The 26,290-nt window shown below is 42.8% G+C and carries 22 protein-coding genes and 1 riboswitch; of the genes, 5 read left to right on the top strand and 17 right to left on the bottom strand.

Annotated elements, in window-relative coordinates; genetic code table 11:
* Positions 1-56 precede the first annotated feature (56 nt).
* Positions 57-686, top strand: a complete 630-nt coding sequence (locus CJ190_RS02075) for a 50S ribosomal protein L25 (protein WP_064292733.1) — start codon at positions 57-59, stop codon at positions 684-686.
* Positions 687-747: 61 nt separating this feature from the next.
* Here the strand turns inward: CJ190_RS02075 and CJ190_RS02070 are convergent, their stop codons facing one another.
* From CJ190_RS02070 to pyrR, 7 genes are all read right to left on the bottom strand, one after another.
* Positions 748-1,737, bottom strand: a complete 990-nt coding sequence (locus tag CJ190_RS02070; protein WP_013668763.1) for a YeiH family protein — start codon at positions 1,735-1,737, stop codon at positions 748-750.
* A 138-nt stretch (positions 1,738-1,875) separates the two neighbouring features.
* Positions 1,876-3,765: an aryl-sulfate sulfotransferase gene (locus CJ190_RS02065; RefSeq protein ID WP_064292734.1), complete on the bottom strand. Its 1,890-nt coding sequence runs from the start codon at positions 3,763-3,765 to the stop codon at positions 1,876-1,878.
* Between the two features lie 2 nt (positions 3,766-3,767).
* Positions 3,768-4,076 (bottom strand): thioredoxin family protein, encoded by a 309-nt coding sequence (locus CJ190_RS02060; protein ID WP_064292735.1) that lies wholly within the window; start codon positions 4,074-4,076, stop codon positions 3,768-3,770.
* Positions 4,077-4,189: 113 nt separating this feature from the next.
* Positions 4,190-4,843 carry a Crp/Fnr family transcriptional regulator gene (locus tag CJ190_RS02055; RefSeq protein ID WP_070598029.1) on the bottom strand — a complete coding sequence of 218 codons (654 nt, stop codon included), beginning with the start codon at positions 4,841-4,843 and terminating at the stop codon, positions 4,190-4,192.
* A gap of 87 nt (positions 4,844-4,930) precedes the next feature.
* Positions 4,931-6,187, bottom strand: coding sequence for a cation:proton antiporter (locus tag CJ190_RS02050; protein ID WP_064292737.1), 1,257 nt, complete (start codon positions 6,185-6,187; stop codon positions 4,931-4,933).
* A 327-nt stretch (positions 6,188-6,514) separates the two neighbouring features.
* On the bottom strand, positions 6,515-7,081 hold the full coding sequence (gene thiT / locus CJ190_RS02045; protein WP_064292738.1) for an energy-coupled thiamine transporter ThiT: 567 nt from the start codon (positions 7,079-7,081) through the stop codon (positions 6,515-6,517).
* Positions 7,082-7,133: 52 nt separating this feature from the next.
* A riboswitch (TPP riboswitch) is annotated at positions 7,134-7,233 on the bottom strand.
* Positions 7,232-7,765: a bifunctional pyr operon transcriptional regulator/uracil phosphoribosyltransferase PyrR gene (gene pyrR / locus CJ190_RS02040; protein WP_224783429.1), complete on the bottom strand. Its 534-nt coding sequence runs from the start codon at positions 7,763-7,765 to the stop codon at positions 7,232-7,234. It overlaps the preceding riboswitch by 2 nt.
* Before the next feature lie 156 nt (positions 7,766-7,921).
* Here pyrR and CJ190_RS02035 point away from each other — a divergent pair, with 156 nt between their 5' ends.
* The 3 genes from CJ190_RS02035 (at position 7,922) to CJ190_RS02025 (ending at position 10,627) form a co-directional block, all read left to right on the top strand.
* On the top strand, positions 7,922-8,749 hold the full coding sequence (locus CJ190_RS02035) for an alpha/beta hydrolase (protein ID WP_064292739.1): 828 nt from the start codon (positions 7,922-7,924) through the stop codon (positions 8,747-8,749).
* Positions 8,750-8,854: 105 nt separating this feature from the next.
* Positions 8,855-9,178 (top strand): iron-sulfur cluster biosynthesis family protein, encoded by a 324-nt coding sequence (locus tag CJ190_RS02030; RefSeq protein WP_064292740.1) that lies wholly within the window; start codon positions 8,855-8,857, stop codon positions 9,176-9,178.
* Between the two features lie 132 nt (positions 9,179-9,310).
* Positions 9,311-10,627 (top strand): hydroxymethylglutaryl-CoA reductase, degradative, encoded by a 1,317-nt coding sequence (locus tag CJ190_RS02025; RefSeq protein ID WP_070598028.1) that lies wholly within the window; start codon positions 9,311-9,313, stop codon positions 10,625-10,627.
* Between the two features lie 292 nt (positions 10,628-10,919).
* On the opposite strand, the gene CJ190_RS02020 is transcribed toward CJ190_RS02025, so the two are convergent.
* The 5 genes from CJ190_RS02020 to opp3b form a co-directional block, all read right to left on the bottom strand.
* The gene (locus CJ190_RS02020) at positions 10,920-12,083 is read right to left on the bottom strand and encodes a hydroxymethylglutaryl-CoA synthase (protein WP_064292742.1); all 1,164 of its coding nucleotides are present in this window, start codon (positions 12,081-12,083) and stop codon (positions 10,920-10,922) included.
* Positions 12,084-12,662: 579 nt separating this feature from the next.
* Complete coding sequence (locus CJ190_RS02015) at positions 12,663-13,592, bottom strand: ABC transporter ATP-binding protein (protein ID WP_013670088.1); 930 nt, start codon at positions 13,590-13,592, stop codon at positions 12,663-12,665.
* Complete coding sequence (locus CJ190_RS02010) at positions 13,585-14,706, bottom strand: ABC transporter ATP-binding protein (protein ID WP_064292972.1); 1,122 nt, start codon at positions 14,704-14,706, stop codon at positions 13,585-13,587. The genes CJ190_RS02015 and CJ190_RS02010 overlap by 8 nt, the downstream gene beginning before the upstream one ends.
* An 11-nt stretch (positions 14,707-14,717) precedes the next feature.
* Positions 14,718-15,755, bottom strand: a complete 1,038-nt coding sequence (gene opp3C / locus CJ190_RS02005; protein ID WP_013669512.1) for an oligopeptide ABC transporter permease — start codon at positions 15,753-15,755, stop codon at positions 14,718-14,720.
* Between the two features lie 2 nt (positions 15,756-15,757).
* On the bottom strand, positions 15,758-16,702 hold the full coding sequence (gene opp3b, locus CJ190_RS02000; RefSeq protein ID WP_013669345.1) for an oligopeptide ABC transporter permease: 945 nt from the start codon (positions 16,700-16,702) through the stop codon (positions 15,758-15,760).
* 73 nt (positions 16,703-16,775) lie between these two features.
* Between opp3b and CJ190_RS01995 the strand changes: the two genes are divergently transcribed.
* Entirely contained in the window at positions 16,776-17,156 is a 381-nt protein-coding gene (locus CJ190_RS01995; RefSeq protein ID WP_064292973.1) for a DUF3899 domain-containing protein, read from the top strand.
* 217 nt (positions 17,157-17,373) lie between these two features.
* On the opposite strand, the gene CJ190_RS01990 is transcribed toward CJ190_RS01995, so the two are convergent.
* The 5 genes from CJ190_RS01990 to CJ190_RS01970 form a co-directional block, all read right to left on the bottom strand.
* Positions 17,374-19,002, bottom strand: a complete 1,629-nt coding sequence (locus CJ190_RS01990) for a peptide ABC transporter substrate-binding protein (protein ID WP_070598027.1) — start codon at positions 19,000-19,002, stop codon at positions 17,374-17,376.
* Positions 19,003-19,212: 210 nt separating this feature from the next.
* On the bottom strand, positions 19,213-20,841 hold the full coding sequence (locus CJ190_RS01985; protein WP_064292975.1) for a peptide ABC transporter substrate-binding protein: 1,629 nt from the start codon (positions 20,839-20,841) through the stop codon (positions 19,213-19,215).
* A 250-nt stretch (positions 20,842-21,091) separates the two neighbouring features.
* Entirely contained in the window at positions 21,092-22,723 is a 1,632-nt protein-coding gene (locus tag CJ190_RS01980) for a peptide ABC transporter substrate-binding protein (protein WP_064292976.1), read from the bottom strand.
* Between the two features lie 230 nt (positions 22,724-22,953).
* Complete coding sequence (locus CJ190_RS01975; protein ID WP_101602523.1) at positions 22,954-24,483, bottom strand: IS1182 family transposase; 1,530 nt, start codon at positions 24,481-24,483, stop codon at positions 22,954-22,956.
* A gap of 230 nt (positions 24,484-24,713) precedes the next feature.
* Positions 24,714-26,084 (bottom strand): Sapep family Mn(2+)-dependent dipeptidase, encoded by a 1,371-nt coding sequence (locus CJ190_RS01970; protein WP_070597991.1) that lies wholly within the window; start codon positions 26,082-26,084, stop codon positions 24,714-24,716.
* Positions 26,085-26,290: the final 206 nt, after the last annotated feature.

Genomic DNA, 26,290 nt, shown 5'->3' with positions numbered 1-26,290 from the left:
GAGTAGTTTTTAGGAATTCAAAGAATTCATAAAAGTAATAATCAGGAGGTAGAATGATGAAATTTGTAGCAAAAACGCGTGATGCTGCAGGAACATCCGCTTCAAAGGCTTTACGCCGTGAAGACCTAGTTCCAGGTGTCGTGTATGCTAGTGACCTAGACCCTATCAAAATTTCAATGGAACGCCCAGACGTGGAAAAAATTGAACGTGATTTAGGGACTAACTCAGTTTTCGAATTAGAAATTGAAGGACAAGGAAGCCGTACTGTTTTCCTACGTGAAATTTCTCGCGCAGCGATTAAACCAATCGTTTATAACATTAGCTTACAAGCGATCAAGAAAGGTGAAAAACTTGAGGTTAACGTTCCTGTATCTATCGTTGGCGAAGACAAGCTAGCTAACCCTGCTGGTGTGGCAGCCATCAACGTCTACGAAGTTACCTTACGTATTGACCCTGCTAAAGCGCCAGAATACTTCACTGTGGATGTTAGCGGCTTAGACATTAATGACAGCGTTACTGCCGGCGAAGTTAAATTCGAAGGTATGGAAGAAGCTGAATTAATTACCGACCCAGAAGAAGTTATCGTATCAGTCAGCGCTCCAGATGACGAACCTGAAGAAGATGCAGAACCAGCTGTAGCAGCTGAACCTGAAGTTATCGGCGAAAAAGATTCTGACGAAGAATAATCACTTCATACAAAAAACGCAAGCCCAAATGGACTTGCGTTTTTTCTTTTGCCTTAATTGATTAAAAGAACATTTTAGCTGCAACAAAGACCAGGGCAAAGAGGGCTACTGAGCCAGCGAAGCAAACCGCAAAGACTTTTTGACCCTTTTCAAAGACAACTTTAAAGTTCACATTTACCCCTAAAGCAGCCATGGCCATCCCTAAAAGGATATAGGCCAGGTCAACTAAGTGACCTACAATGGCTTCGGATAAACCGGCATAGGTCCCAATCGCTGAAGAAATGATGAAACCTAACATGAACCATGGCCATTGAATCTTGGCATGGCTATTGCCATCACTACGGCGACTAGCAATATAAGAGAAAATCAAGGATACGGGTGCTAACATTAATACCCGTGATAACTTAACAATCACGGCAATATTTTCTGAAGCCGCTCCCCCTGCAGCCCCGGCAGCGACTGCATGGGCAATCTCATGTAAGGAGCCACCAGCTAGGACCCCAAACTGAACATCGGTTAAGCCCATGACTGGACGTAAGAGCACCATAATCAAGGTGAAAATGGTCCCCAGAATAGCGACTACGGCAACAGAAATCACCTCATCGTCCTCATCCGTTTCAATAATGGGCGATAAACCAAGAACTGCGGCTGCCCCACAGATCCCACAACCAGAAGCGGATAAGAGGGATAATTTGCGTTCAATCCCTGCAGCCTTAGCTAGGCTATAAATCAAGCCAATTGTAAAGGCAATTACCACAATAGCCAGGGTAATAGTCTTGACCCCGTGTTGAGCCAGCACTTCCAGGTTGAGACGAAAACCCATCAAGATAATCCCCAAGCGTAAGAACTTGTTAGAGATAAAGCCTGAGCCTCCTTTGGCGATTCCCTTTAATTGACCGGATGCTTGTAAAACCATCCCAATAATTAAAGCAATCACTAAGTGACCAATTAAGGATAATCCAGGGAAGCCTGATAGCCATTTAGCAAATAATGATACTAATAATAACAGAATAAATGAGAGCCAGAAGCTCTTCTTTTTCAAAATGTCCATATCTTCCTCCTTAAAATAATAAAAGCACCTCAGAAGTCGCTTCTTATAACGGAAAAGGCTTCCGAGGTAGCTATTTTATTAGACCATAGTTTGGTTAATTTGTCCAAATTTTTTTAAAGAAATTTAAAATGTCTTGCTTTAACCCTTAATGGTTAGGCCAGTATCATATTTCTTGTCATCGATGATCAATTTGACCTTGTACTCTCCCTTATCAAAACCGTATTTGGTGACCACAGTCCGAGTTTCCCGGTCATCCTTAGGTAGGAAGGTCCCGGCACACATAGCTCCACGGTGCCCCTTAGCAGTTGAGATGAAGTAACGACGGGTATCTTCTTCGCCTTCAAGAACTAACATGACCAATTGACCTTTTTCAAACATGGCTTCAAAGGTAAACATATCTTCTTCATCAGTTAGACGAACATCGACCTTTTCTGGGACTGGTTCATTGACTTCTTCAGCTGGAATGTCATAGTCCATTTGCGCGGTTTCACCTAAGTAACCGAGGACACGACCAGCGCCTAATTGTAGGTCATATTCGCCACCCTTCTTAGAATATAGTGGGAATTTCTCAGCCCGGTAGTAGTTAGAACGCACGCTTAATTCATATTCCTTAACGCCATGGTTCCATTCAACGGTAATGGATTCTAATTTAGCATCAGGATCTTCTTGCATAGCAAATGGCCCTAATTCTTTGGATGGGTTGCCTTGGCCGTCATAAGCAATACCGCCGGAATGAATGAGGTAGTGGTCTTCATTATAGTAAACCACGTTACAGATATATGGTGAGAAGAATTCATAACCACGTTCTTTACCATATTGCCAGACTTGTTCAATTTCCATGGTTTCGGTATCAATCTTGTAACGGACCCCACGTGAATAGGATTCTTCTGGTGTTAAGTACTTGTCTGGGTCTTGAGCCCCGTAATGGTGGTTGTCAAAGCACATAACGTCACCATCAGGAGTAATTAAGTTGGCATGTTGTTCATATTGCCAGTCAAATTCACCGTCGCCCACTGGAGTGAAGAGATACTTGTGGTATTCTTCTGGCCAGCCATCGGGATCAGAAATAATCCAGTTAATTTCTTCAGTATCGAAGTCAATGTTAACCATGGCATTAACGTGACGACCAGATAAGGTTAGGGAATTGGTGTGTTCGTCATACCAGACAGCATTGTTGTGGAACCAGTCTTCTTCTGACCAGGAGCCTGATTTTTGGGCACCAGGTTTTAAGAAATCAATATAGTTAATGGTCCGTTTTACCACACCGGTATCTTTATCCACTACCACTAGTTGGTCTTCCACGGTACTGTTTTCATGGTTACAGGTTAAAGCGATGATGTCTCCGTTAGGTAAGACACAGCAGTCGTGGTGGAAGCCGGTAGGTACCCGGTATTCGGTATAAATCTTACCTACGGCTGAAAATTCATACATCCCACTCATGAAGTATGGCATAGAGGTCAAGCGGTCACTGGACATGAGTAAGTGACCATTTTCTAGCACCTTAACATCCCAGACCATCGGTACATCTAATTTCAAGCGCACGTCACCCGCATAGTCAACCGCGATGGCTAAGGCATAGTTAGCCGGACAGAGGAACATGATATTGTCCTGCATGTATTCTGGAGTGGTTTCAATCGAATTCACCAGGTCGGTACCTTCCACTTCGCCCACTGGAATGGTCACTGTATGTTTTTTGGAAGGGGTTTGGTAAGGATAAATTTCCACCTTGTTTTCATATTCAGGGTAGAGTCCCACAATAGGTAGCACATGTTCAGTCCCTACTGGGAAGGTTTGGAAGATATCTGCTTCTTCAGTTTTACCTAAGACACGGACAGTAATCGCGGTAGGTTCTTCGGTCTTGAAGAGAACCACTGCAGATAAGGGGTTAATGAGATAGGCATTGTATTTCACTAAGGGATTATCTAGGGTATAGTCACCCAAGTGAAACTCTTCTAACATAGCCTCTTCGGCTTTTCTTTGTTTTTCAATCAGGTGTTCTTTATAGGTATAGGTTGCTGTTTCTGTCATGGTTATTCCTCCTCTAACATTTTTTCAATCACTGGTTTTTGTTGTAAGCCCGCTTTACGGGTGATTTCATTACCGTCTTTAAAATAAACTAAGGTTGGATAGCCTTCGACGCTATATTCTTCTACGATGTCAGTATTTTCTTCAAAACTCACTTTAAGAATAGTCAGGTCATCCCCATGGCTTTTATTAATATCCTCTAGGATAAAACTTAACATTTTACAAGGGCCACAGGTCTTCGAATAGAAATCGACCAAAACATTGCCCTCAGCAATTTCAGCTTTAAAATCACCTTGTTGGTATTCTTTTATCATCTCAACACTCCTTTATTCAGTATTTGATAGCTATTTGATGGTGGAGACGTTAAAGACCTCTATAAGTCCTAACGTGATCGCATGAGTTATGAATATCTTTGACATCAACTCCTTTACAGGTTATCCCAAATTTTCTCTTGATTAATATGGGTCAGGGCTTTCCGCGTCATTTTAAAGAAGCCCTCTTCTTCCATAAGGTGTAATTCTTGGTTTAAACTGGACCGGCTGACCTTGATTAACTTGGCAAAAATTTCTTGGGTGAAGGGTAATTCCATATCGGGTTTTATATCGCTCCGCCCAATTTCTAGAGAATTCTTGGAGGCAATCCAGTAACAAATCCGTTCACGAATAGTAGGATAGTTCAAGCAGGAAATAATCCGCTGGGATTCTAAGCCTCGCTCAATCAAGTGGTGGACATAGAGCTCCATGCCCAAACTGTCTTCAAAAACAATGGCTTTAAATAATTTTGCCGGTATCCAGGTAACGGTAGTGGCTCGTAAGACCACTAAATCATAGGTATAGTTTAAATTCTCGTTAAAATAAAGGTATTCCAATAGGATTGAATTGGTAAAGAAGAGTGTGGTGTTTAACTCCTTCCCTTCTGCCGAATAATTCACTGTTTTGAGTAAGCCTTTATCGACAATACCAATTTCAGTAATCCGTGTTCCAATGGTCTCAATCACATCGCCCTTTTTATAGTTTTCCTGGCGAGTGTGATTAATGACTTTCTCATGGTTGAGACAGTAGTCAATAAATGATGTTGACATTTCCCCATCCCCCTGTGTCTTTCAATATGGTTGGTTTTCTCCTTTTATTTTAATACAAGCTGCGTCCTGTCCGCTTCACTTCATCACTTAACTAGGCAGTAAGTCTTCTTGCCTTGCCAATTTTTCTTTCTCCTTGCCCGCTTCACCGAGTTTTCGATAAACCATGCCGGCTAGCGGAAGAGAAATAATTTCAATGATTAGGGCAGCGGCTGAAATAGTGATCTGTAAGAGATTGGCTAGCTCAGGATAAACGCCCATCAAATTATAAGCCGCAATCCCGGCAAACATAATTGAAACTCCAGAGTGAGGCATCATAATGACTCCCATATACTTTTCCACGACTTTGGGGGCATGACTGATCTTGGCTCCCAGATAGCACCCCAAGTATTTACCTAGGGCTCTAATCAAGATATAGGCCACCATAAGCATGCCACCATCAAATAAGGCCGCTGGATTCAGGTGAATCGATAGGTTAACAATGAAAATCATTAAGGCATAAGAATGAACCGGTCCGAGATCCATTTGCAAGCTCGGAACTTTCTCAGGATCAACCACGTTCATAAAGGCACATGATCCGGCAATCCCGGCTAATAAGGACATCATCTGAGTTTCAGTGAAGACATGCCAGTTCAAATAATTATCTAAGGCATAGATGATTAGCATGGTGAACAAATAGATAAGGAAGCTTTGCTGTTTGGAAGCGCCCTTTCCTACTAATTTCCCTGCGACAACTCCGATCACTCCCCCCAAGAGAATCGGAGCTAGGATCATAATCAGTAATGACCCCAAGACAGAAGTGGAACTTTCGTTTAGAACCGCTCCAATCACCGAAACTAAGGGGAAGAAGACTATGTTAACCATCACTGAGTTAAAAGCCGTCATCGAGGGCACTGAATCAGATAAGGGACCGGAACAATCATATTGCTCCACCACTGAGACTGGAGGTGCCGGTGCAGTCGCAATAGCGATCCCCCCAAAGAGTAAAGCAGCAATGATGGGTAGACCTAGAAGGTGAAGAATAAGGGCAAAAGATCCCGTCACCACTGCAAATGTTACCACTAGGTCAGATATCCCCATGGCAAAGACTTTACTGATAGAATCCTTGATGTCACGGTAAACTAACTTATAGCCCACCATCGACCCCACTAGAATTTGCATCAGTACCATCAGTGATTGATAGACCTTGGTTGAAATTAATTCAGGGCTTAAAAGATTTAGCCCGTGCTCTCCAAGAAACATGGCCACAATCAACCAGCCAATGATGGCTGGGAATTTGATTTTCTTAGCTAGTTCTCCAGCGAAATAAGCAATAACCATTGCCAGTAAGAAACGAAGAACAAACACATTGAACACTCCTTTCCAATATTTTTACTTAAATCCTCTATTACTTATTGGTCTTTAATGCCTTCTCACTTTAGGTGAAAAGTATAGTTCATAATTTCACATACTTATCTAAAAAAATAGAGAAAGCTTTCAGCTAGGCTTTAACTTTAGTTATCCTTTTCACAAAATATTATAGCAAACGCTTTCTTATTAAAGTGTTTGCGCGCCAACAATTCCATAAAATCTTTCTTTTTTATCAAAAACAAGTCACAGCCAATAAAAAAAGACCCCCCCTCAAAGGACGTCTCAAAATAATAATTCCATCTAATCAATCGTTAAAATAGCCTTTTAATCTTCTGGGTTTAAGAGTCGGGGGGCATTATTAAATAACAAGGCCACCACTAAAGCCCCTACTAACCAGGTGAAGAAACCAGTAGGTACATTGACAATGGTCGTATACCACCATGCATTCATCCCTTCTGGCGCATAAGAAGACCAAAAGGCATAGCCGGCGAACCAATGGATAAAGTATTGGGCAACCATCCCAATAAAGGTCGCTGAAAAGATACCAATCCATAGGCCTTTTTTATCCCCTTTTAAGCTTGCACTCTTCACACGATTAGCAAAGACTCCAGTTAGACCGGCTAACATAAAGGCGAAGAAGTATTCAAGGAAGACTTGGAAGGGCGTTAGAATCGTGGCTTGACCAGTGATTAATTGCAAGAGCCCAAATAGAAAGCCGGCAGCAAAACCGCTCTTTATCCCCCGTCTTAAGGAGATCAAGTAAATAGGAATAACTCCTAAGTTCACCCCAATACCGACTCCATTGGTTGTCGGTAAAAGACCTAATAAATATGCCAATACCGCTACCATAGCAATTTCCAATAAAATCCTTACTTGTTTACTTTGTCCCATAATAATTAAATCCTTTCTTAGCACAAAAACAGGTAAGAGAAAATGCCTCTTACCTGTTTTTCGTGCACTTTCTTCCGCTAGTATTACCTAGTCTCAAGTTCAAAGGGTCTGTAAATTACATCTCAGCCATAAAGGCTCCCCTAGTACCAATTATTTAATTATATATACTGCATCCTTACTGTCGAGTTCCCGCATCTTCACCCGAATTTTCTCTTGCCGGGAAGTGGGAATATTTTTACCAACAATATCCGCTCGAATCGGTAATTCCCGGTGGCCCCGGTCAATGAGCGTCACTAAAGAGATCTTACTTGGGCGCCCATGATCCATCAAGGCATCCATGGTCGCCCGAATGGTCCGACCGGTCATGAGCACATCATCACAGATAAAGATATGTTTACCATTCACATCAAAATCCAGCTGGGATAAGTCTTTGATCAGCTTATCCTTTTCCTGGTCGAGGTCATCACGATAAGCGCGGACGTCTAATTCCCCATAAAAGACATCAGCCTCTTCTAACTGGTTGATGCGGTCCTTAATCCGGTTAGCAATAATGGCTCCCCGGGTTTTAATCCCCACGATGGCTAAATTAGCGGTACCATGGTTGCGTTCCAAAATCTCATAACTCATTCGCGTTAAGGCGCGCTTCATTTCTGCTTCGTTGAGAAGCTCGACTTCTGTTGCCAAGGCATCTCCCCCTTATCCTTTATTCTACTCATCATTGTAGCGAAATATTGTGAAGTCTGCAATTATTTCTTAACCTTGACCATCGTCAGGGGGGATTGCGCTTGCTTAATCCCCCAGGGTCAAGTATGCTTATAGCACATTAAGCGGAGGTAAATCATGTTAAATGCCGATTATTATTATCTAAAAATGAAAACCCACTACTTAAGCTTGCCCTATTCCGGCAAGAAGCGGCGGGTACGGGTCCTACTCCCTAAAAATTACCAGCAGGAATCCGTCTCCTACCCGGTCGTTTATATGCATGACGGACAAAATGTTTTTTATAGTAAGGAGTCTTTCCTCGGTTATTCCTGGAAGGTCATCCCCACCCTCAAGCGTAACCCCGATTTACCCAAGATGATTGTGGTCGGCATTGACAACGACCCTCAAACTCGGGCGGATGATTATAATGCTTGGAGCTTCGAAAACCCTAGCGACCCTAAGGAAAGACCCTTAGGCGGCTTAGGCAATGATTTTAGTGACTTCATCATGAAGGTGGTTAAACCCTTTATCGATACTACCTATCGGACTAAAACCGATAAAAAGCATACGGCCATGATTGGGTCTTCTTTTGGAGCCAATATCACCGCCTATATGGGGGTTAAATATGCCGATCAAATTGGCCGCTTGGGAATTTTTTCCCTAGCCCAGTGGATAGTCCAAGAACCCTTTGACCGCTATCTCAAGTCACAAGACTTAGACCCCGAGCAAAAAATCTACCTCCAAGTCGGCACCAAAGAAGGCGATGATACCGACCGTCTCTTTATCCCAGGCAATATGGCCCAAGCCTATATCGACGCTTCCCTCCACTACCAGGCCTTGCTTATAGCAGGAGGTATCCCGGTAGAAAATATTGACTTCAACATCTATGTGGATGAAGAGCATAATGAATTTTACTGGGCCAAACACCTCCCCGACTGCCTCCGCTTTCTCAGTAGCGGCTGGTGAAGGTATGAAAACGTTTTAAAAATTATTTTTAGGCTTTTCCGACTAAACTGCTCACAAATTCTGATATAATCATCCTTATAAGAGTTGTTGTGAGGAGGATATGCCATGAAGTTATTTTTCACCCAGAAAGCCATACAACAGTTACAAAGCTTAGATCGTTTCCATAATATTTGCCTAACAACTTCCGATGAAACCGGTCATACCAGCCACCGAGCCTATCGTAGTCTCGTCTTACAAACCAATGCGCCGAGTTTTGAAGGCTTTGATGAGGTCCTTGAAACGCATATTGGTCAAATCCATGTCACAACACAAGCTCTCAGCATGTTAGGTAATGATAACCGGATCGATTTTGATGAATTCCGGCAAGTTTTTGTCCTCTTAACTGACGATCAAATGGTCGATGATAATCTCTATTGTATCGATCATTAATAGTGACCGGCTATTGATTAATAAAGCAATGACCCATAAACTAGAAGTTGGAAGCAATTGCCAACTTCTTTTTTTATGGAAATGTAAAAAGACTTAACCCTCACTGATAAACAAAGCAATTAGGAGGTTATCATGACTCAAGTGAATTTACAGGGCTTCTACCGCCTCCCCTTAGAGGAACGCCTGGCCCGCTTAAATGAGCTCCACTATATTAGTGATGCAGAAAAAGATTATCTCAAAAATAACCAGGGCCTAGCCTTAGACCTGGCTGATAACATGGTTGAAAATCTCATTGGAACCTATTCCCTGCCTCTAGGACTGGCTATGAACTTTGTCATCAATCAAAAAGACTACTTGGTCCCCATGGCGATCGAAGAACCGAGTGTCATTGCAGCAGCCAGTTACGCCGCTAAAATGGCTAAGGCAGGTGGTGGCTTTCATAGTGAGGTCCTGGACCGGCAAATGACGGGGCAAATGGTCTTCTTAGGCTTAGACCAAGCCAGCCAAGCCGAAATTTGGACTAGATACATTAAAGACCACCAAGAAGAACTCATTCAGCTAGCCAACCAGGCCCACCCCAGCCTCAGCCGACGGGGCGGTGGGGTACGCCAGTTAGAAACGGCCTACTATCCCAGTGAAAGCGAACCCTTTTTTGTGGTCTATATGACCGTAGATACTCAGGAAGCCATGGGGGCCAATATGATGAACACCATGCTGGAAGCTCTAGCCAGCCATATCGAAGACCTTAGTCACGAGGTGGAATCGCTTCCTGGTCTTGAAAAATTAATGGCGATTCTCTCCAATTTAGCAACTCAATGTCTGGCTAAGGCGACTTGCCAAATCCCTATTGAGGCTCTGGCTAAGCCTGGTCAAAATCCTAAGGAAGTGGCTATGCGGATTAGTCAAGCCAGCCAGCTGGCCCAAGTCGATCCTTACCGTGCCACAACCCACAATAAGGGTATTATGAATGGCGTTGATGCCTTAGTGATCGCTAGCGGTAACGACTGGCGGGCAGTGGAGGCAGCTTGCCATGCCTATGCCAGCCAATCCGGACAATACTGTGGCCTGGCCAAGTGGAACTATCTTGAAGACCAAGGCCTATTAGTTGGAGAGATCACCCTACCTCTTGCCTTAGGGAGTGTTGGTGGATCAATCAAAATTCACCCCGCCGCTAAACTCGTCCATCACTTACTCGACCACCCCAGTGCTAGCGAATTAATGAAGATTGTCGCTGCCCTCGGCCTAGCTCAAAACCTAGCCGCACTGAGGGCCCTAGTTATTGAAGGCATTCAAGTGGGGCACATGTCACTTCAAGCCCGGTCCTTGGCCATCGCTATAGGTGCCCAGGGCGATGAAGTGGACCAAGTCAGTCAAGCCTTACAAAAGGCCAAGCATATGGACCGACAAAGCGCCAAGGCGATCTTAGATGAGCTTCGTCAATCACTTTAATGAAGAGTAATTTTCCCATAAAAAAGGGCCTGGAACTAATGTAGAGCCCCAAAAGTTGGACTATGAACTCAACTTCTGGGAGTCACTACAAAAAGCTCCTGGCCCTTTTTCAAATATCAAAATGTGTTCCAGTCACTGGACCAACGCCCGCTTCAGAAAAAAGGCGCCAAATTCCCTTTGAGAATTTTGGCGCCTTTTTTCTTCCAGTTGCTATAGCTGTTTGAAGCGGAGGAAGTTACAGATATAGTATGCGTAGCTCTCTCCCCTCTTTATACACTTGTCGCACTCTTCCTTATTTACCGTAAATGCGTTTATGGTCTTTTAGGCCGAGTAAGCGGTAGTCATCCTGGTCCTCGTGGGCTGGAATGCTTTGCTGGCTACCGTCACTAAGGAGGTCTTCTTGAAAGAGGGCTTCATATTCAGGAATGGAAAGCCTTTGCCGGTCAGCAAATTGTTGGCGGTGCTTATCCCCTTCTAGATAGTCTTGGTAATTAGCTTCTAGGTTCATGGAGAAGAATTCGGCCATCGCCCCTGATCCATAACTGTACAGGCCAATGAGGTCGCCTGCTTTTAGAGAAGCATCGTTTTCCAATAAACTAATCAAACTGAGGTACAGGGACCCTGTGTAAATATTGCCTACCCGACGATTATAAGCCCGACTGGCTTCAAAGGATTCCTCCCACTCCCCTAGTGGTTCATCCTTAGACTTTTGGGTGAGGTGTTTTAACCCTTTTAAGCCTAGTTTGGTGTAAGGAAGGTGGAAGCAGAAAGCAGCAAAGTCATCCAGCTGGTGGCCAGAAAGTGCCTGGTGGTCAGACCAAACTTGGTCTAGGGCATTAAGGTATTGATCATTGGAATAATGCCCATCCACATGAGCCAAACGCGAGTAATTAGGCCGCCAGAAATCCATGACATCAATAGTATAATAACTAGCATCGTCATTGACACTAAGGATTCGGGGATCGGCAGTAATCAATAAGGCCACTGCCCCAGCGCCTTGGGTGGCTTCCCCTGCAGTGTTTAAGCCGTAGCGGGCAATATCACTGGTGAGAACCAGAGCCTTGGCTTGGGGGCGTTTAGCGATATGGTTGACGGCAGTTTGTAGGGCAAAGGTTCCTCCGTAACAAGCTTCTTTGACTTCGATACAACGGGCTTTGGGATTGATGCCTAATAAGCGGTGGATATAGATGGCTCCAGCCTTGGATTGGTCAATCCCTGATTCAGTGGCTAGAATTACTAAATCGATAGCCTCCTTGTCTTGGTCAGTCAGAATGCCTGCCGCAGCATTAGCAGCCATAGAAACAGTATCTTGAGACAAAGGAGCAAAGGCTTGCTGGTCTTGCCCTAACCCCAGCAGATACTTATTGGGATCCGTTTGGCGTGCCTCAGCCAAATCCCTCATTTCAATATATTGCTTTGGAATATAGAAATTATACTTATCAATACCAATTTTCATACTAGCAGTCCCTCGATTTAATTTATTGTTTTTAGTGTTATTCTTTCAGAAACTTTATTCTATCATAGTTTTAAGGAATATTTATTTTTGAGCGCTTTTTTAAGAAAAAACGAAACTTTTCCCTTTTGAGAGAATAGACCGAGTCTGCTTATTCATTAAAGTCAGATCTTCTTTATGGTATAATTAAGAAAAGTTTGACTTGGATCATAAAGGAGGAGAAACAATGGCAGTTACTAAAGCACAAAAAGCCCGCAACCGTAAAATTCTCTGGTACATTATCTTAATTGCTGGACTTCTATTCCAAAGCTACCTACAACGTAACCAAGAAGATTAAAATAGTGATCGCTAAAACTTCGTCATACACATGACGGAGTTTTTTTGTTCAGAAGCCTTAGAAAAACCTCCACAAAAAAGCTGCAGAAGCCTTTGCCTCTGCAGCTTTTTAAATGAATATTTAATCAAAACCTGCTCCAGTCACAGGACGAACGTCCACTTCAAAAACTGGTAACACTCAGCCTTGCTGAGCTTATCCCAGTTTTTTCCAGTGGTTTCGTCCTTTGTTATGACTGTCACACTCTATTATTTGTAGTTAGCTTTATATTGTTCAGCTTCTTCAGGGCTACAGTAAACGTAGTGACCTGGGACAATTTCATGCATGCTTTCATTGCCGGTAAAGTCCGCGTGGTCATATGGGATCCGTTTCCGGTTACGTTCATGAATAGGATCCGGTTGTGGTACGGCTGATAATAGACTCTTGGTATAAGGGTGTAAGGCATGGTAGTAGAGTTCATCAGAATCTGCTAACTCGACTAACTTACCTCGGTACATAACCCCAATCCGGTTAGAGATGTATTTCACCATAGACAAGTCGTGGGCAATAAAGAGATAGGTTAAGTTAAACTCTTTTTGCAGACGTTGCATCAAGTTAACCACTTGGGCCTGGATGGAAACGTCCAAGGCTGAAATGGGTTCGTCAGCAATAATCATTTTAGGGTTGACCGCTAAGGCACGGGCAATACCGATCCGTTGCCGTTGACCTCCAGAGAATTCGTGAGGATAGCGGGAAGCATGGTCAGCTTTCAAACCAACCACTTCAAGTAATTGCTTGACTCTTTCCTTTGCTTCCGCTTCACTATTACAGATTTTGTGAATTTCCAAACCTTCCGCAATGATATCTTCAACCTTCATCCGCGGATTCAAGGAAGCATAAGGATCTTGGAAAATCATTTGAATGTCTTTTCTAAAGGCTAATTCATCTTGGCGCTTCTTAATGGCCGCAATATCCTTGCCTTCAAAGAGAATCTCCCCATCAGTTGGTTGGTATAAGCGCATGATGGCCCGTCCAGTTGTGGTCTTACCGGAACCCGATTCGCCAACCAGACCAAATGTTTCCCCTTCATAAATGTCGAAGGAAATATCATCGACACCACGCACTTCATTCTTTTGTCCCACATTAAAATATTGTTTTAAGTGATGAACTTCTAAGAGAGGTTTTTCTTGCTTAGTCATGGGCGACCTCCTTTTGTGCGGCTTGTTTATGGGCTTGGTCAAGTACGCCTATACTGGTACCATTTTCTTCTACTAGTCCCTCTGCCACTAATTGTTGATAGGTTTCAAAGCGAGAACTGATTTCTTCAGGAACCGTCACTGCTGGGCAATCGGGATGAAGTAACCAAGTAGCCGCAAAGTGGGTATTAGAGACTTGGAACATTGGCGGTTGTTCTTCATAGTCGATAGCCATAGCATAGTCACTCCGCAAGGCAAAGGCATCACCCTTAGGTGGATCTAATAAGTCCGGTGGGGTCCCAGGGATGGATAGTAACTTACCCTCCGTATCCAGGGTTGGCATGGAGGTAATTAAGCCCCAAGTATAAGGATGTTGCGGATTATAGAAAATCTCATCAACCGTTCCATATTCCACAATCTTACCAGCATACATCACCGCTACCCGGTCAGCCACATTAGCTACCACACCCAAGTCGTGGGTAATAAAGATAATTGAGGTGCTTGAAGTGGTTTGGAGCTCCTTCATCAATTCTAAGATTTGAGCTTGAATAGTCACATCCAGAGCGGTAGTTGGTTCATCAGCAATCAGAATTTCAGGCCGACAAGCCAGGGCAATAGCAATAACAATTCTTTGCCGTTGACCACCAGAGAATTGGTGAGGATAATCGCGCATCCGGTCCTTGGCATTAGGAATCCCTACTTGCTCTAAGAGTTCCAAAGCCCGCTTGTTAGCTTCTTCCTTAGACGCATTTTGGTGGAGGCGGATCGGTTCGGCCACTTGGTCCCCAATCCGCATAACTGGGTTCAGAGAAGTCATTGGATCTTGGAAGATCATGGCAATGTCTTCTCCCCGAATGGCTTGCATTTCTTTATCGGTCTTTTCGAGTAAATTTTCATTTCTGAAATTGACCTCACCACCATTAACCACGGCATTGTTGGCTAAGAGACGCATCACCGTTCGAACGGTCACGGATTTTCCAGAGCCCGATTCACCAACGATAGCTAGGGTTTCGCCTTTTTTCAATTCAAAACTTACCCCGCGAATGGCTTGGACTTGACCAGCAAAGGTATCGAAACCAATTTCTAGATCTTTTACTTCTAGTACATTTTCACTCATTTGCTCGCCTCCTAATCCGTTGTTTTTGGATCAAGTGCATCTCTTAATCCGTTTGCTAGCATATTAAATGAAATCATAACGATACAGAGGACACCCGCTGGATACCACATCAAGTGAGGTAGGAAGCGGAAGGTCTTATAACCATCGTTAATCAGTGTCCCTAAGGATGCTTGAGGGGCTGGAATTCCTAAACCAATAAAGCTCAAGAAAGCTTCAAAGAAGATGGCTGAAGGAATGGAGAAGATGGTTTGAATAATAACCACACCAGCAATATTAGGCAGAATATGCTTGAGGGCAATTTTGAAAGGAGATTCTCCTAGACTCCGTGCCGCTAAAACATATTCACTGGTTTTAATCTTCAGGGTTTCTGCCCGAACTAAACGCGCCATGGTAATCCACTCGGTCAAGGCTAGGGAAATAATAATGGATGAAATCCCTGGACGTAAGACCAGTAATAAAAGGATAACTACCACTAAGTTAGGCACCCCAGACATCACTTCAAGGATACGTTGCATCAAGTTGTCGACCTTGCCGCCCATCCATCCGGAAACAATTCCGTAAGGCACCCCAATTAAGAGGTTCAAGAGTGCGGCAACCACCCCAATAAAGAGGGAAACGCGAGTACCGTAGAGAATCCGCGATAACAAGTCACGCCCTAAAGCGTCTGTTCCTAGGTAGAAGTATTGGCCCTCAGGAACCCCAGCCTTAGCATAAGCATCAACCGCTGCGCCAGCCACTTTTGTTTTACCATCGAACCAGGACAAGGCTTCCAATCCAGGAATCTTAGGAGGTAGGTTGGCAAATTGGGCATTTTGGGCAGCATAGTCATAAGGAGCTAAAACCGGAGCTAATAAAGCAATGATAGCCACAATAATTAGGATAACTAAAGAAACAACAGCTGCTTTATTCTTCTTTAAGCGCCGCCAAGCATCTTGAATAAAACTCAAGGATGGTGCTGAGATGGTTTCAGCGGATAAATAATCCTCATGGTTAACTGGGCGGAAGCTTTCTTTACTCATTTTAGGGTAAGCTTTGGTATTTTCAGCCATTCTTAACGCCCTCCTTCAGTACTTACACGGATACGTGGGTCAATAATTCCGTATAAGATGTCGACAATTAATAGGATAACTACCAAAGCGGTAGAGTAGAACATGGTCACACCCATAATGGTTGGGTAATCATTAGTGGTAATGGATTTAACAAATTGTTCCCCAATCCCTGGGATAGCAAAGATATTCTCCACTACCATTGAACCAGTCATCAAGGCCACAGACAGAGGCCCAAGGATGGTTACAAGGGGAATCAAGGCATTCCGTACCCCATGTTTAAAGGCCACCTTAGTTTGACTAAGTCCCTTGGCCCGGGCTAATTCGATATAGTCAGAATTCAAGACATCCACCATCTCAGTACGCACAAAACGCGCTGAGTTGGCCAAGGGTGAAATCGAAAGAGCAATGGTCGGTAAGACCGAGGACCACAGCCCACTATCCCAAAGAGCAATTGGGAACCAGCCCAGCTTAACAGCGAAAATCAGCTGTAAGAGGACGGCGAAAACAAAGTTAGGTATCGATTGCCCTAGGATCGAGAGAAAGGTTAGTCCGGAATCAATCCAAGTATTCCGGTACATGGCTGAAATAACCCCAAAAATAGTCCCAATCACGGTCCCTACCAGTAAGGCTTGGGCTCCTAATTGGATGGAAGGCCAGATCCGGGCGCCTAATAATTCAGACACTGGGGTGTTATTGAATTGGAATGATACCCCAAAGTCGCCCTTCAGCATTCCTAAAATATAGCGAATATATTGCACAAATACTGGGTCGTTTAAGCCATAACGTTCATTCATAATATAAATCTGCTCAGGAGAAAGCTTATCTTCATTAGTATAAGGCGTTCCCGGTAAGAGCTTCATTAAGAAAAATGTGATCGTTGCAATTAGAAATAAGGTCAAAACCATAAAGAATATTCTTCTTAATAGAAACTTGCCATATGATTTCATAAATTGCGCCACCTCCTAATTTATGGTAAATTTAATAACATTGAAAATCACAATATAAGGAATGATATCAACTATGAAAAAAAATAAAGGCCTTCTTTTGGTCAGTATATTAACTGTCCTGCCACTCCTTCAATTGCTGGTTGAGTCTAGCTATCCCTGGGCCAGACGCTTAAGTGACGGTTACTTTATACTTTCCGCTTGTTTTTTGATTCCCTCCCTTGCTGGTTGGATATTAAAAGCCGGTACCTTTGATACGTTTCAATCCATGTGGAAGAAATATGGGCCGAGGCTGTGGAAAGCAGCTCCCAATCCATCTCCAGTCAGCACAGAAGATTCTGACAAAGAAGATTATCTGTCGACTCACATCGGACCTTGGTACCGCAAAGGTCTAGCCATAGGAAGTTTTTTCCTAGTTTTATCACTTGTATTCCTATTACTATACTACTTATTTTAGAGAATTGCATCTACTTTTTATGGCTTAAAAGTAGCGTTTTATCTATTTGAGTGTATAGAAATCTTATCATAGTATTCCTTACGTGATATATTCTAACAAAGACAAAAGAGGCTTGCTAGAGCCTCTTTTTAATTTTGCCTCAATCACCCTTCAATTTTATAGATCAAGCTTGATTAGTTGAAGGATATCTATGCTTCATTATTTAAATTCAGATTTCTTATTCAAAGTAAGCAGTTCTGAAGTCATATTCGAGGTTGACTGGGCGGAAAGTAATGCCCTTAAGATTTGGATTACGTAATTGGGTTTCTACTTCTTGATAGAGAACTAGGACTGCTTTGTCATCAGAGAGAATCTTTTGAGCTTCTTTAAAGTCTTCCCAACGCGTTTTAGGGTCGTTAGCATCTTGGTTGCCTGCTCTTTCTACGACCTTATCGTATTCAGGATTCTTATAGTGACCTTGATTGTAGAAATTATCGGATTTGAAAAGGTCATAGAAGTTGCTTGCATCAGCATAGTCAGCTCCCCAACCGGTGATAACAAGATCAAAATTCCCTTCAGCCACTTGACTCATTCGGTTCTTCTTAGGAACGTTAGTAATTTCTACCTTAACTCCTGGCATATTTTCTTCAATTTGCCCTTGGATATATTGAGATTCCTTCTTAGACTTCTCATCATCATCAGCCAGTAAGCGGATAGTCACTTGGTCTTGCCCGAGTTCAGACTTGGCCTTTTCCCAATGTTCTTTGGCCTTGTCTTTATCTGCAAATTTTTCATTACCGTACTCACTGACGAAGTCTTCCCCGGTTTCAGGGTTAGCGACAAAGTTTTCTGGCACAAAGGTTGAAAGTCCTTTAGAACCATCCCCAATAATTTTTTGGGTCAATTCATCATTATCGATCGCATAGTCAACAGCTTGACGGAAGTTACGATTAGCTAAGACCTTGTTCTCATAGTTAAGTTGTAAGTAACGGGTCCGTGCTTTCTCTTGTTGAACAGCATTCGGATGGTCAGCAAATTGTTTAACGGTTTCACCGGTTAACAGGGAATTGTCGACTTTCTTAGAATCAAAGAGGTTGACGTTCGTTGAGACTTCTTTCATCACTTGGACGTCAATATTATCCACTTTGACTTGGTCCTTGTTATAGTAGTCTGGATTCTTTTCCAGTTTCCATTCTAAGCCCGATCCGTCCCATTCCACCATCTTGTATGGGCCGCTAGCAATCGAGTTTTCAGCTGAGCTACCATAGCGGTCACCCTTTTCTTCCACGAATTTTTGGTTGGTAGGGAAGAAAGGCACAAAGGATAAGAGATGTTCCAAATATGGCGTTGGTTTGGACAAGTTAATTTCAATGGTGTGGTCATCCAAGGCTTTTACGCCAATTTCTTCAGGGGCCTTCTTGCCATCAGCAATTTCTGGACCATTGACAAAGTTCTCTAAGAGATAGGAGTAAGCCGCCCCTGCCTTAGGGTCAGCCAGGCGACGGATGGCATAGACAAAGTCATGGGCAGTCACAGGGTCCCCGTTCGACCACTTGGCATCGTCACGCATCTTGACGGTATAAGTCAAACCATCTTCTGATTTTTCTGGCATTTCCTTGGCTAAAGCTGGTTGTACTTCATTCTTTTCATTTTCCCAATAGAGGCCTTCCTGGACTAAGCCAATATAATTTGCCGCGTTAATATCCATTACAGTTCCAGAATCGAGTGTCGATAGTTCGGTGTTAACAGCATAGTTAATGGTCGAATTTTTTCCACTCTTGTTTCCTGCACTTTCTTGTCCACTGCAAGCTGCCAAGAAAAGACTAGCAGCCGTGGCAAGGAGCAAAGCACTACGTTTTAGTTTCATATTTATCTCCCCTTAAAAATTTATTTAACTAATAAAATACCCTATTAGAGATAAATTGTCAAACTATTTTGAATATTTTTTAAATGAATAAATACAGCTGCTTTTGAAAAACTTCCTTTTATAAGAAGTAATCAGCCTTTATAAGTAGAAAAACAAAAAAGACGCCCTACTCGAAAGTAGTGGCGCCTGTTAAAATCAGCCATTTAGCTGTTATTCATTGGCAGAATTATCAATCGTCGCTGTACGGATGTCAAATTCATTACCGACAGGACGGTAAGTGATGCCTTGAACACGTGGGTTACGGAGTTCAGCATCTTGTTTTTGTGATAAAACAATGGTTGCTTCATCAGCGGCTAAGAGACGTTGTGCTTCAATGAAGTCATTGTAACGCGCTTGAGGGTCATTAGCATCTTCATTGGCCGCTTTTTCTAATAATTGGTCATAGGCTGGATTAGAATAGTTACCATGGTTATTCGAGTGACCAGTCGTGAATAGGTCAAGGAAGTTTGAGGCATCGGCATAGTCAGCCAACCAGCCAGAAATGGCCATATCAAAGTCCCCAGCATTTTGTTGGGCAATCCGGTTCTTACCTGGCACAGTGATTAAGTCAACTTTTAAGCCAGGGAGGTTATTTTGGATTTGACCTTGGAGGTATTCACCCACTTGCTTAGAGCCTTCGTCATCGGAAGAGAGTAAACGAATGCTGTAAGAGTCTTGTGGCAGTTCTTTTTGAACTTTTTCCCAGAGTTCTTTGGCCTTTTCAGGGTCATATTTTGGTTCAATGCCAGCGTCCTTAGTGAAATCTTCTCCCGTTTCAGGGTTGTGGACCAAGTCATTAGGCACTAAAGTACTTAGTGGGACGGAGCCATCTGCTTTAATTTGTTCCGCATATTCCTTATTATCGATCGCATAGTTTAAGGCTTCACGGAAGTCTTTATTAGCTAATAATGGATTTTCTTGGTTCAACTCGATGTAGTAGGTTGAAGCAGTTGGACGGTATTCAAGGTGTGGGTGGTCACTATATTGACGGACTAATTCACCACGTAAGAGCGCATTATCCACTTCCCCATTTTCAAAGAGATTAACGGTGGTGGAGTCTTCTTTAATGACTTGGACTTCAGCGCCGTCCACTTTCACTTGGTCAGCATTGTAGTAGTCGTCATTCTTGACTAATTTCCAAGTTAAGCCGGTACCATCCCAGTCTTCCACCTTGAAAGGCCCATTGGCTAAGACATTATCGGAGTTGGTTCCGTAGTCATCACCTTTTTCTTCCACATATTTTTGGTTAAGTGGCGAGAAGGTGGTGAAGGCTAATAGATGTTCCATGTATGGGGTTGGACGAGATAATTTGATTTCAATGGTGTAATCGTCTAAAGCCTTTACACCTAAGTCTTCTACTGGGCGGTCGCCTTTTAGCACTTCTTCCGCATTTTCGAAGTTCTCCACTAGGTAAGCATAGGTAGCCCCAGTTTCTGGATTGGCTAAGCGTTGGACAGCATAGACAAAGTCGTGAGCGGTGACAGGGTCTCCATTGGACCATTTAGCGTCATCGCGCATTTTAACGGTGTAAGTTAAGCCATCTTCAGACTTTTCTGGCATTTCCTTGGCTAAAGCCGGATGCACTTCGTTATTTTCATCTTCCCAATATAAAGGATCTTGCATGTGACCAATGTAGTTGGCACTTTGCACATCCTCTACCCGGGTAGAGTCTAGGGTAGTCATTTCCTGTAATTCAGTGCGACGAATAACATTCTGGTTTTGGCTTTGGCCCTGCCCACAGCCACTAAGTACTAAGGCTGCAGAAGCTAAGACCGTCACAGCGAGTTTCTTAAACTTCATAATAATATTTTTCCTCCCCTAAAATAAATATAATTCGTATGGGATAATATACCCTAAACTGTCAGAAAAATCAATCATTTTCACTAATTTTTAGTACAAAAAGATACATTGTGAGCGTTTTCTGCAAAATCACATATTTTTTACTAATTTCATATACAAAATCAGTGAAAACAAAAACAGGGGCAGTCCCCCTGTCTCTAATGCGTCAGGGAAACTACTCCTGCTTAGTGATCTACTTATTTACTTGAGATTATTTTTCAGCGGCTGAATTATCAATTGTCGCGGTACGGTAGTCAAATTCATTACCAACGGAACGGTAAGTCGCCCCTTTGACACGTGGGTTACGTAATTCAGCGGTTACCCCTTGGTTAAGAACAATGATTCCTTCATCTTCAGCCAGAATCTTTTGTGCTTCTAAGAAGTCATTGTAACGGGCTTGCGGATCATTGGCATCTTGGTCAGAGGCTCTGTTTAATAATTCATCATATTTAGGATTTGAGTATTTGCCGTCATTATTTGGATTGTCAGTCTTCCAGCAATCTAAGAAGTTAGAAGCATCAGCATAGTCTCCCAACCAACCAGAGAGCACAAGGTCAAAGTCCCCTGATCTTTGTGCAGCAATCCGGTTCTTACCAGGGACAGTAATCAAGTCTACTTTGAGGCCAGGTAATTTATTTTCTAATTGTCCTTGGAAGTATTCACCCACGCGCTTAGACCCTTCATCGTCAGAAGATAAGATACGTAGGCGGTAGGAATCTTGTGGGACAGCGGCTTTAGCCTTTTCCCAGAGTTCTTGGGCCTTGTTAACATCAACTTTTGGCTCGATATTAGCGTCATCCACTAAGTCAGCACCGGTTTCTGGGTTCTTGACTAAGCCCTTAGGCACAAAGGTTGAAATTGGGGTCGAGCCGGTCGCTAGGATTTGTTCGGTATATTCTTTATTATCCAAAGCATAGTCAAGGGCAAGACGGAAGTCCTTATTAGCCAGCAATGGGTTCTTGTGGTTAACACCAATGTAGGAAATTGAGGCCTTCGGTTTAAAGTTTAGGTTAGGATTATCCTTGTATTGACGAACTAACTCACCACTCAGAATGGTATTGTCAACTTCACCATTTTCGAATAGGTTTACCCGGGTAGAGATTTCCTTGATAACTTGAACATCGGCGCCATCGATTTTAACCTTATCTGCATTGTAGTAGTCTGGGTTTTTGACTAATTTCCAGTTAAGCCCAGTGCCATCCCAGTCTTCCACCTTGAAAGGACCACTAGCGAGGACGTTTTCAGAATTACTCCCGTAAGCGTCACCCTTTTCTTCCACGAATTTCTTGTTTAATGGTGAGAAATTAGTGAAGGCAAGTAAGTGGTCCATATATGGGACTGGCTTAGCTAACTTAATTTCTACAGTATGGTCATCCAAGGCCTTAACCCCTAAGTCTTCTACAGGACGGTCGCCCTTGAGAACGCCCTCAGCATTTTCGAAGTTCTCTACTAAGTAAGCATAAGATGCCCCGGTTTCTGGGTTGGCTAGTCGTTGAACGGCATAAACAAAGTCATTGGCAGTGACTGGATCCCCGTTAGACCATTTGGCGTCATCGCGCATCTTAATGGTGTAAGTTAAACCATCTTCAGACTTCTCAGGCATTTCCTTAGCTAAGGCTGGTGTGACCTTATTATTTTCGTCTTCCCAGTACAAGGGGTCTTGCATGTGACCAATATAGGCAGAACTCCCTGTATCTTCAACCGTGGTCGAGTCTAGGGTGGAGATTTCCTGAGCCTCGGTGAGGTGAACGATCTTCTCATTAGCCTTACTATTTTGACTACAGCCCGCTAAAGCAAGAGCTGAAAGGGACAATAAACTTATAACTAATTTTCTTACCTTCATTTTCTTTACCTCCTCAAAGTAAGTTATCCAAAAATATACGCCTCGAGGAGGAAAAAAGCAATAACTTATAAAAGATTATTTAAAGTTTTTATAAATAAAAAGTTAAGGAAAGTGTTCGACAAGTGTGACAAATAGCGAGATTACAGAGAAAAAAGAGTCTGGGACAAAAGTCTACGGACTATAAAAAAAAGAGAATCTACAAATTACTTAAGCGTGATTTGTAGATTCTCTTATTTTCTTGCTTTTATTTTGCTATATTTTTTCAAATTATTGGCCATGAAGGCCAATCCAACATCAGTTTTAACCTTTGTTTTCCCTCTGAGGTTAAATCGAGTGAACCCTAAAATAGCCTTTATCTGGCCAAAAACTGGTTCAACGTCAATTTTCCGTTTGGAAAAGAGCCTAGATCCTTCTTCAGATAAAAGCTTCTGTGTTTCTATATTCTTTAATTCCTGATAGTTTTTATTATAGTAAAGCGCCTTTTGCGGCGCATTTTCTGGATCCAAAGGCTTATAAACCTGAATTTCAGAAATATAACCACTCATTTTATTTTTTCGTTTTTGGAGATGACTAAAGAAATAAACCGTGCCATCAGGATGTGTGAAAGTATTACTTTGCTTATCGTAACTCCAATTATCCATATTTTTAGCTGATTTTTTATGTTTCTTTTTCTGCTCTTTATCAAACCGATTGTATTTAATCAAATGGTTAATTTTATGGTTATCTAAATAAGTAAGGTTTTCTTCGCTACCATAACCAGCATCAGCTACAATGCATTTCGGGGAATTAGGAAAACTTTCAACAAAGGGTTGTAAAGTCCGCGTATCCGTCGGATTGTGGAAAATATCATAATGAAGGACAAATTGGTTTTCAGTCGCTACTTGGATATTATATCCCGCTTTCAATTGCCCATTCATCATATGGTCATCTTTCATTCGCATGAACGTAGCATCAGGATCTGTTTTTGAATAGCTATTTCTTCCGTTAAATGTTTCAAACTGTTTGGCATACTTTTGTTTGCGAGGTAGAAAATCTTGACTCACTTTACGGTAATGTTTTTTCAAACGACGACGTTCTTGTTTACGTTGATCCGGCCCTTTTACAGGAGTTTCCTCAATATCTTCAGTGAGTTTATCGATTTCTTCCTTAAGCACTTTAGATATCTCTTGAAGCATCGTTTCTTCTAGATCTAAATTTTCATCATATTGGATGCCGGCATCAACCATCGGTTGAATTTCATTAAAGTAATATTCACGTGAGGTCACTTTTAATCGTTCTGCATATTTTTCAGTTGCCTTTTTCCAAACAAAAGAATATTTATTGGCATTCGCTTCAATTTTAGTTCCATCGATAAAGCAATTTTCTAAATGAATTAATTTCTCTAACTTTAACTGAGTGGTAAACTCAACGAATAGATTTTCTAATAAAGATCTGCAATTTTCTGAAGAACGGAAGCGATTAATCGTTCGATAGCTAATAACTTGTTGAGCGACTAGCCACTGCATGGGTAAATTTTCAACCATCAGTTCCTCTATTTTTCTTCCGCTAAATACGCCTTTACTATAAGCATATAGAAGTGCCATGATTAAAGGCTTTGGATGATAGGCAGGGCGGCCGTCCTGCGTACTGAAGCTTTCAAAGTATTTTTCATCCAGAGACTCAATAAAATTATAGATTGAAAATACAATATGATCTGGATCGATACATGCAGATAATTCTAGTGGAAGTGTTGTTTGATTCATGTTATATTGTATGTACATAAGAAGCACCCCTTAATCTTTAGTGTGGTTACTAATATTATAACAGGGTGCTTTTTTAATACCTAATTTTAAGTAAAAGGGTTAAGAAATTAGTGAAAACTAACTTCTTAACCCTTTTTGTTTTGAGACTTTTGTCCCAGCCTCTTTTTTATTAGTCATCGGGCTAGGGTTTGAGTTCCTCCCGCATTCAATCAGTCAGAAACTCAAGATCTCAGCCACCAAATCTCTGCTTACAGGTCCTCCATCCGGCCTAATTCAATAATGACTTGAGTGTAGAGTCGGAGTAAATCTTCTAAATTACTTAAGTCAATCCATTCATTGGCTTGGTGGGCAACCGTAGGGTCATCCGCCATAGCAGCCCCGAAGCCCACACAATTAGGAATATATTTACTGTAGGTTACTCCACCACTGACAGCTGGGGCTTGGTCTTCTGAAGGGAAGACTTCTTCAAATTGCTTAAGCAGAGTCTGAATAGCTGGTCGCTTAGCATCCACCAAGGTCCACGGCACATCAAAAGTGGTCTCAAACTGAGCCTCTGGGAAGTGGCTCTTGACCTGATCATAGAGCTGGTCACTGGTCCAAGCATCAGGGTAGCGGATATCGACTTCCATCTGGTAAGCTCCCTTACCGTCAAGGACTAGGGTCCCTAGGTTAAAGGTTAAGGCCCCCATTTTTTCTGTTGTTGAGTCAATGCCTAAACCAGAGCCATCACTGGCCCCGATCCGGTCAAGCAGCTGGCTAGCATAGTTGTCGCCATAGGCATTGGCTGCAATATCTAAGGCTCGAACAATAGCATTGGCCCCTAATTCAGGAACCGAAGAATGGGCCGCCTTCCCCTTGACCTGGATAACCACCAATTCGCTATCGCTAACCACCTTGGCTGGCCATCCCTTGGCTTGACAATAGGCTTCAGCCGCCTCAGGGTTATTGGCCTTGAGGGCGATTTGGCAGGAAGAAGCCACTACATTAGCGCCTTCCCCACCCTTGATGCTATGAACCAAGGAATCTGCTGGCCATTGTCCGCTAATGGTCCAAGTGAGCGCCCCTTTTTCCCCAATGGAGAGCGGAAAATTCCCATCAGGAGTGAAGGCGAAGCTTGGCTCAGGGGCCTGTTGACGGAAGTATTTCATATCATCCATATTGCATTCTTCATCGGTCCCGTAGATCCATACCACTTGGTTTTTGAGGGGGATTTGGTAGTCACGGATAATCTTTAAGGCATAGTAAACCAGCATGTCGGCTCTTTTCATGTCATCGCTGCCCCGGCCATAGAGGCGGTTATCCACGATTTTACCGGAGAAGGGGTCATCCTCCCAACCAGCAGCCACATCGACCACGTCCAAGTGACAGGCGATTTCAACCCGCTGGCCTTGGCCATTATTTTTAGGTTCAATAGTTAGGGCATGGCCCTGGTGGTTTTCCGTCTGAAAGCCATCTGCCTGGGCCTTCTCTTCTAACCATTCCACGGCTTGAGCAACACCAGGACCATAGGGGGCCCCTTCACTGGCCTGGTCTAAGTCTCTGACCGAAGGAATTTGGACCAAGTTTTGAATATCTTTTATTAATGCGTCAACATATTGTTTATAGTCAATTTTTACCATGAATTCTCACTTCCTAATTAGCGCCAAGTCAGGCCTTATGAAACGCTTACTTGTATTTCCCAGTTTATCACATCTTACTGACTTTGAATACCTGTAAAGGCCAGGCTAATTTATGCTATAATAAGCCAAATAGTCTGACAATGGGAATCTGTTCAGATCTTAAAGTCTTCGTTTAAGGACTCATTGTCATGGACAAAAGGAGGAAG

The sequence above is a fragment of the Aerococcus loyolae genome (genome assembly GCF_002871915.2).
Lineage (GTDB): Bacteria > Bacillota > Bacilli > Lactobacillales > Aerococcaceae > Aerococcus > Aerococcus loyolae.
Note: the sequence above shows the minus strand (reverse complement) of the source record. Positions and strands in the feature narration are given on the sequence as shown.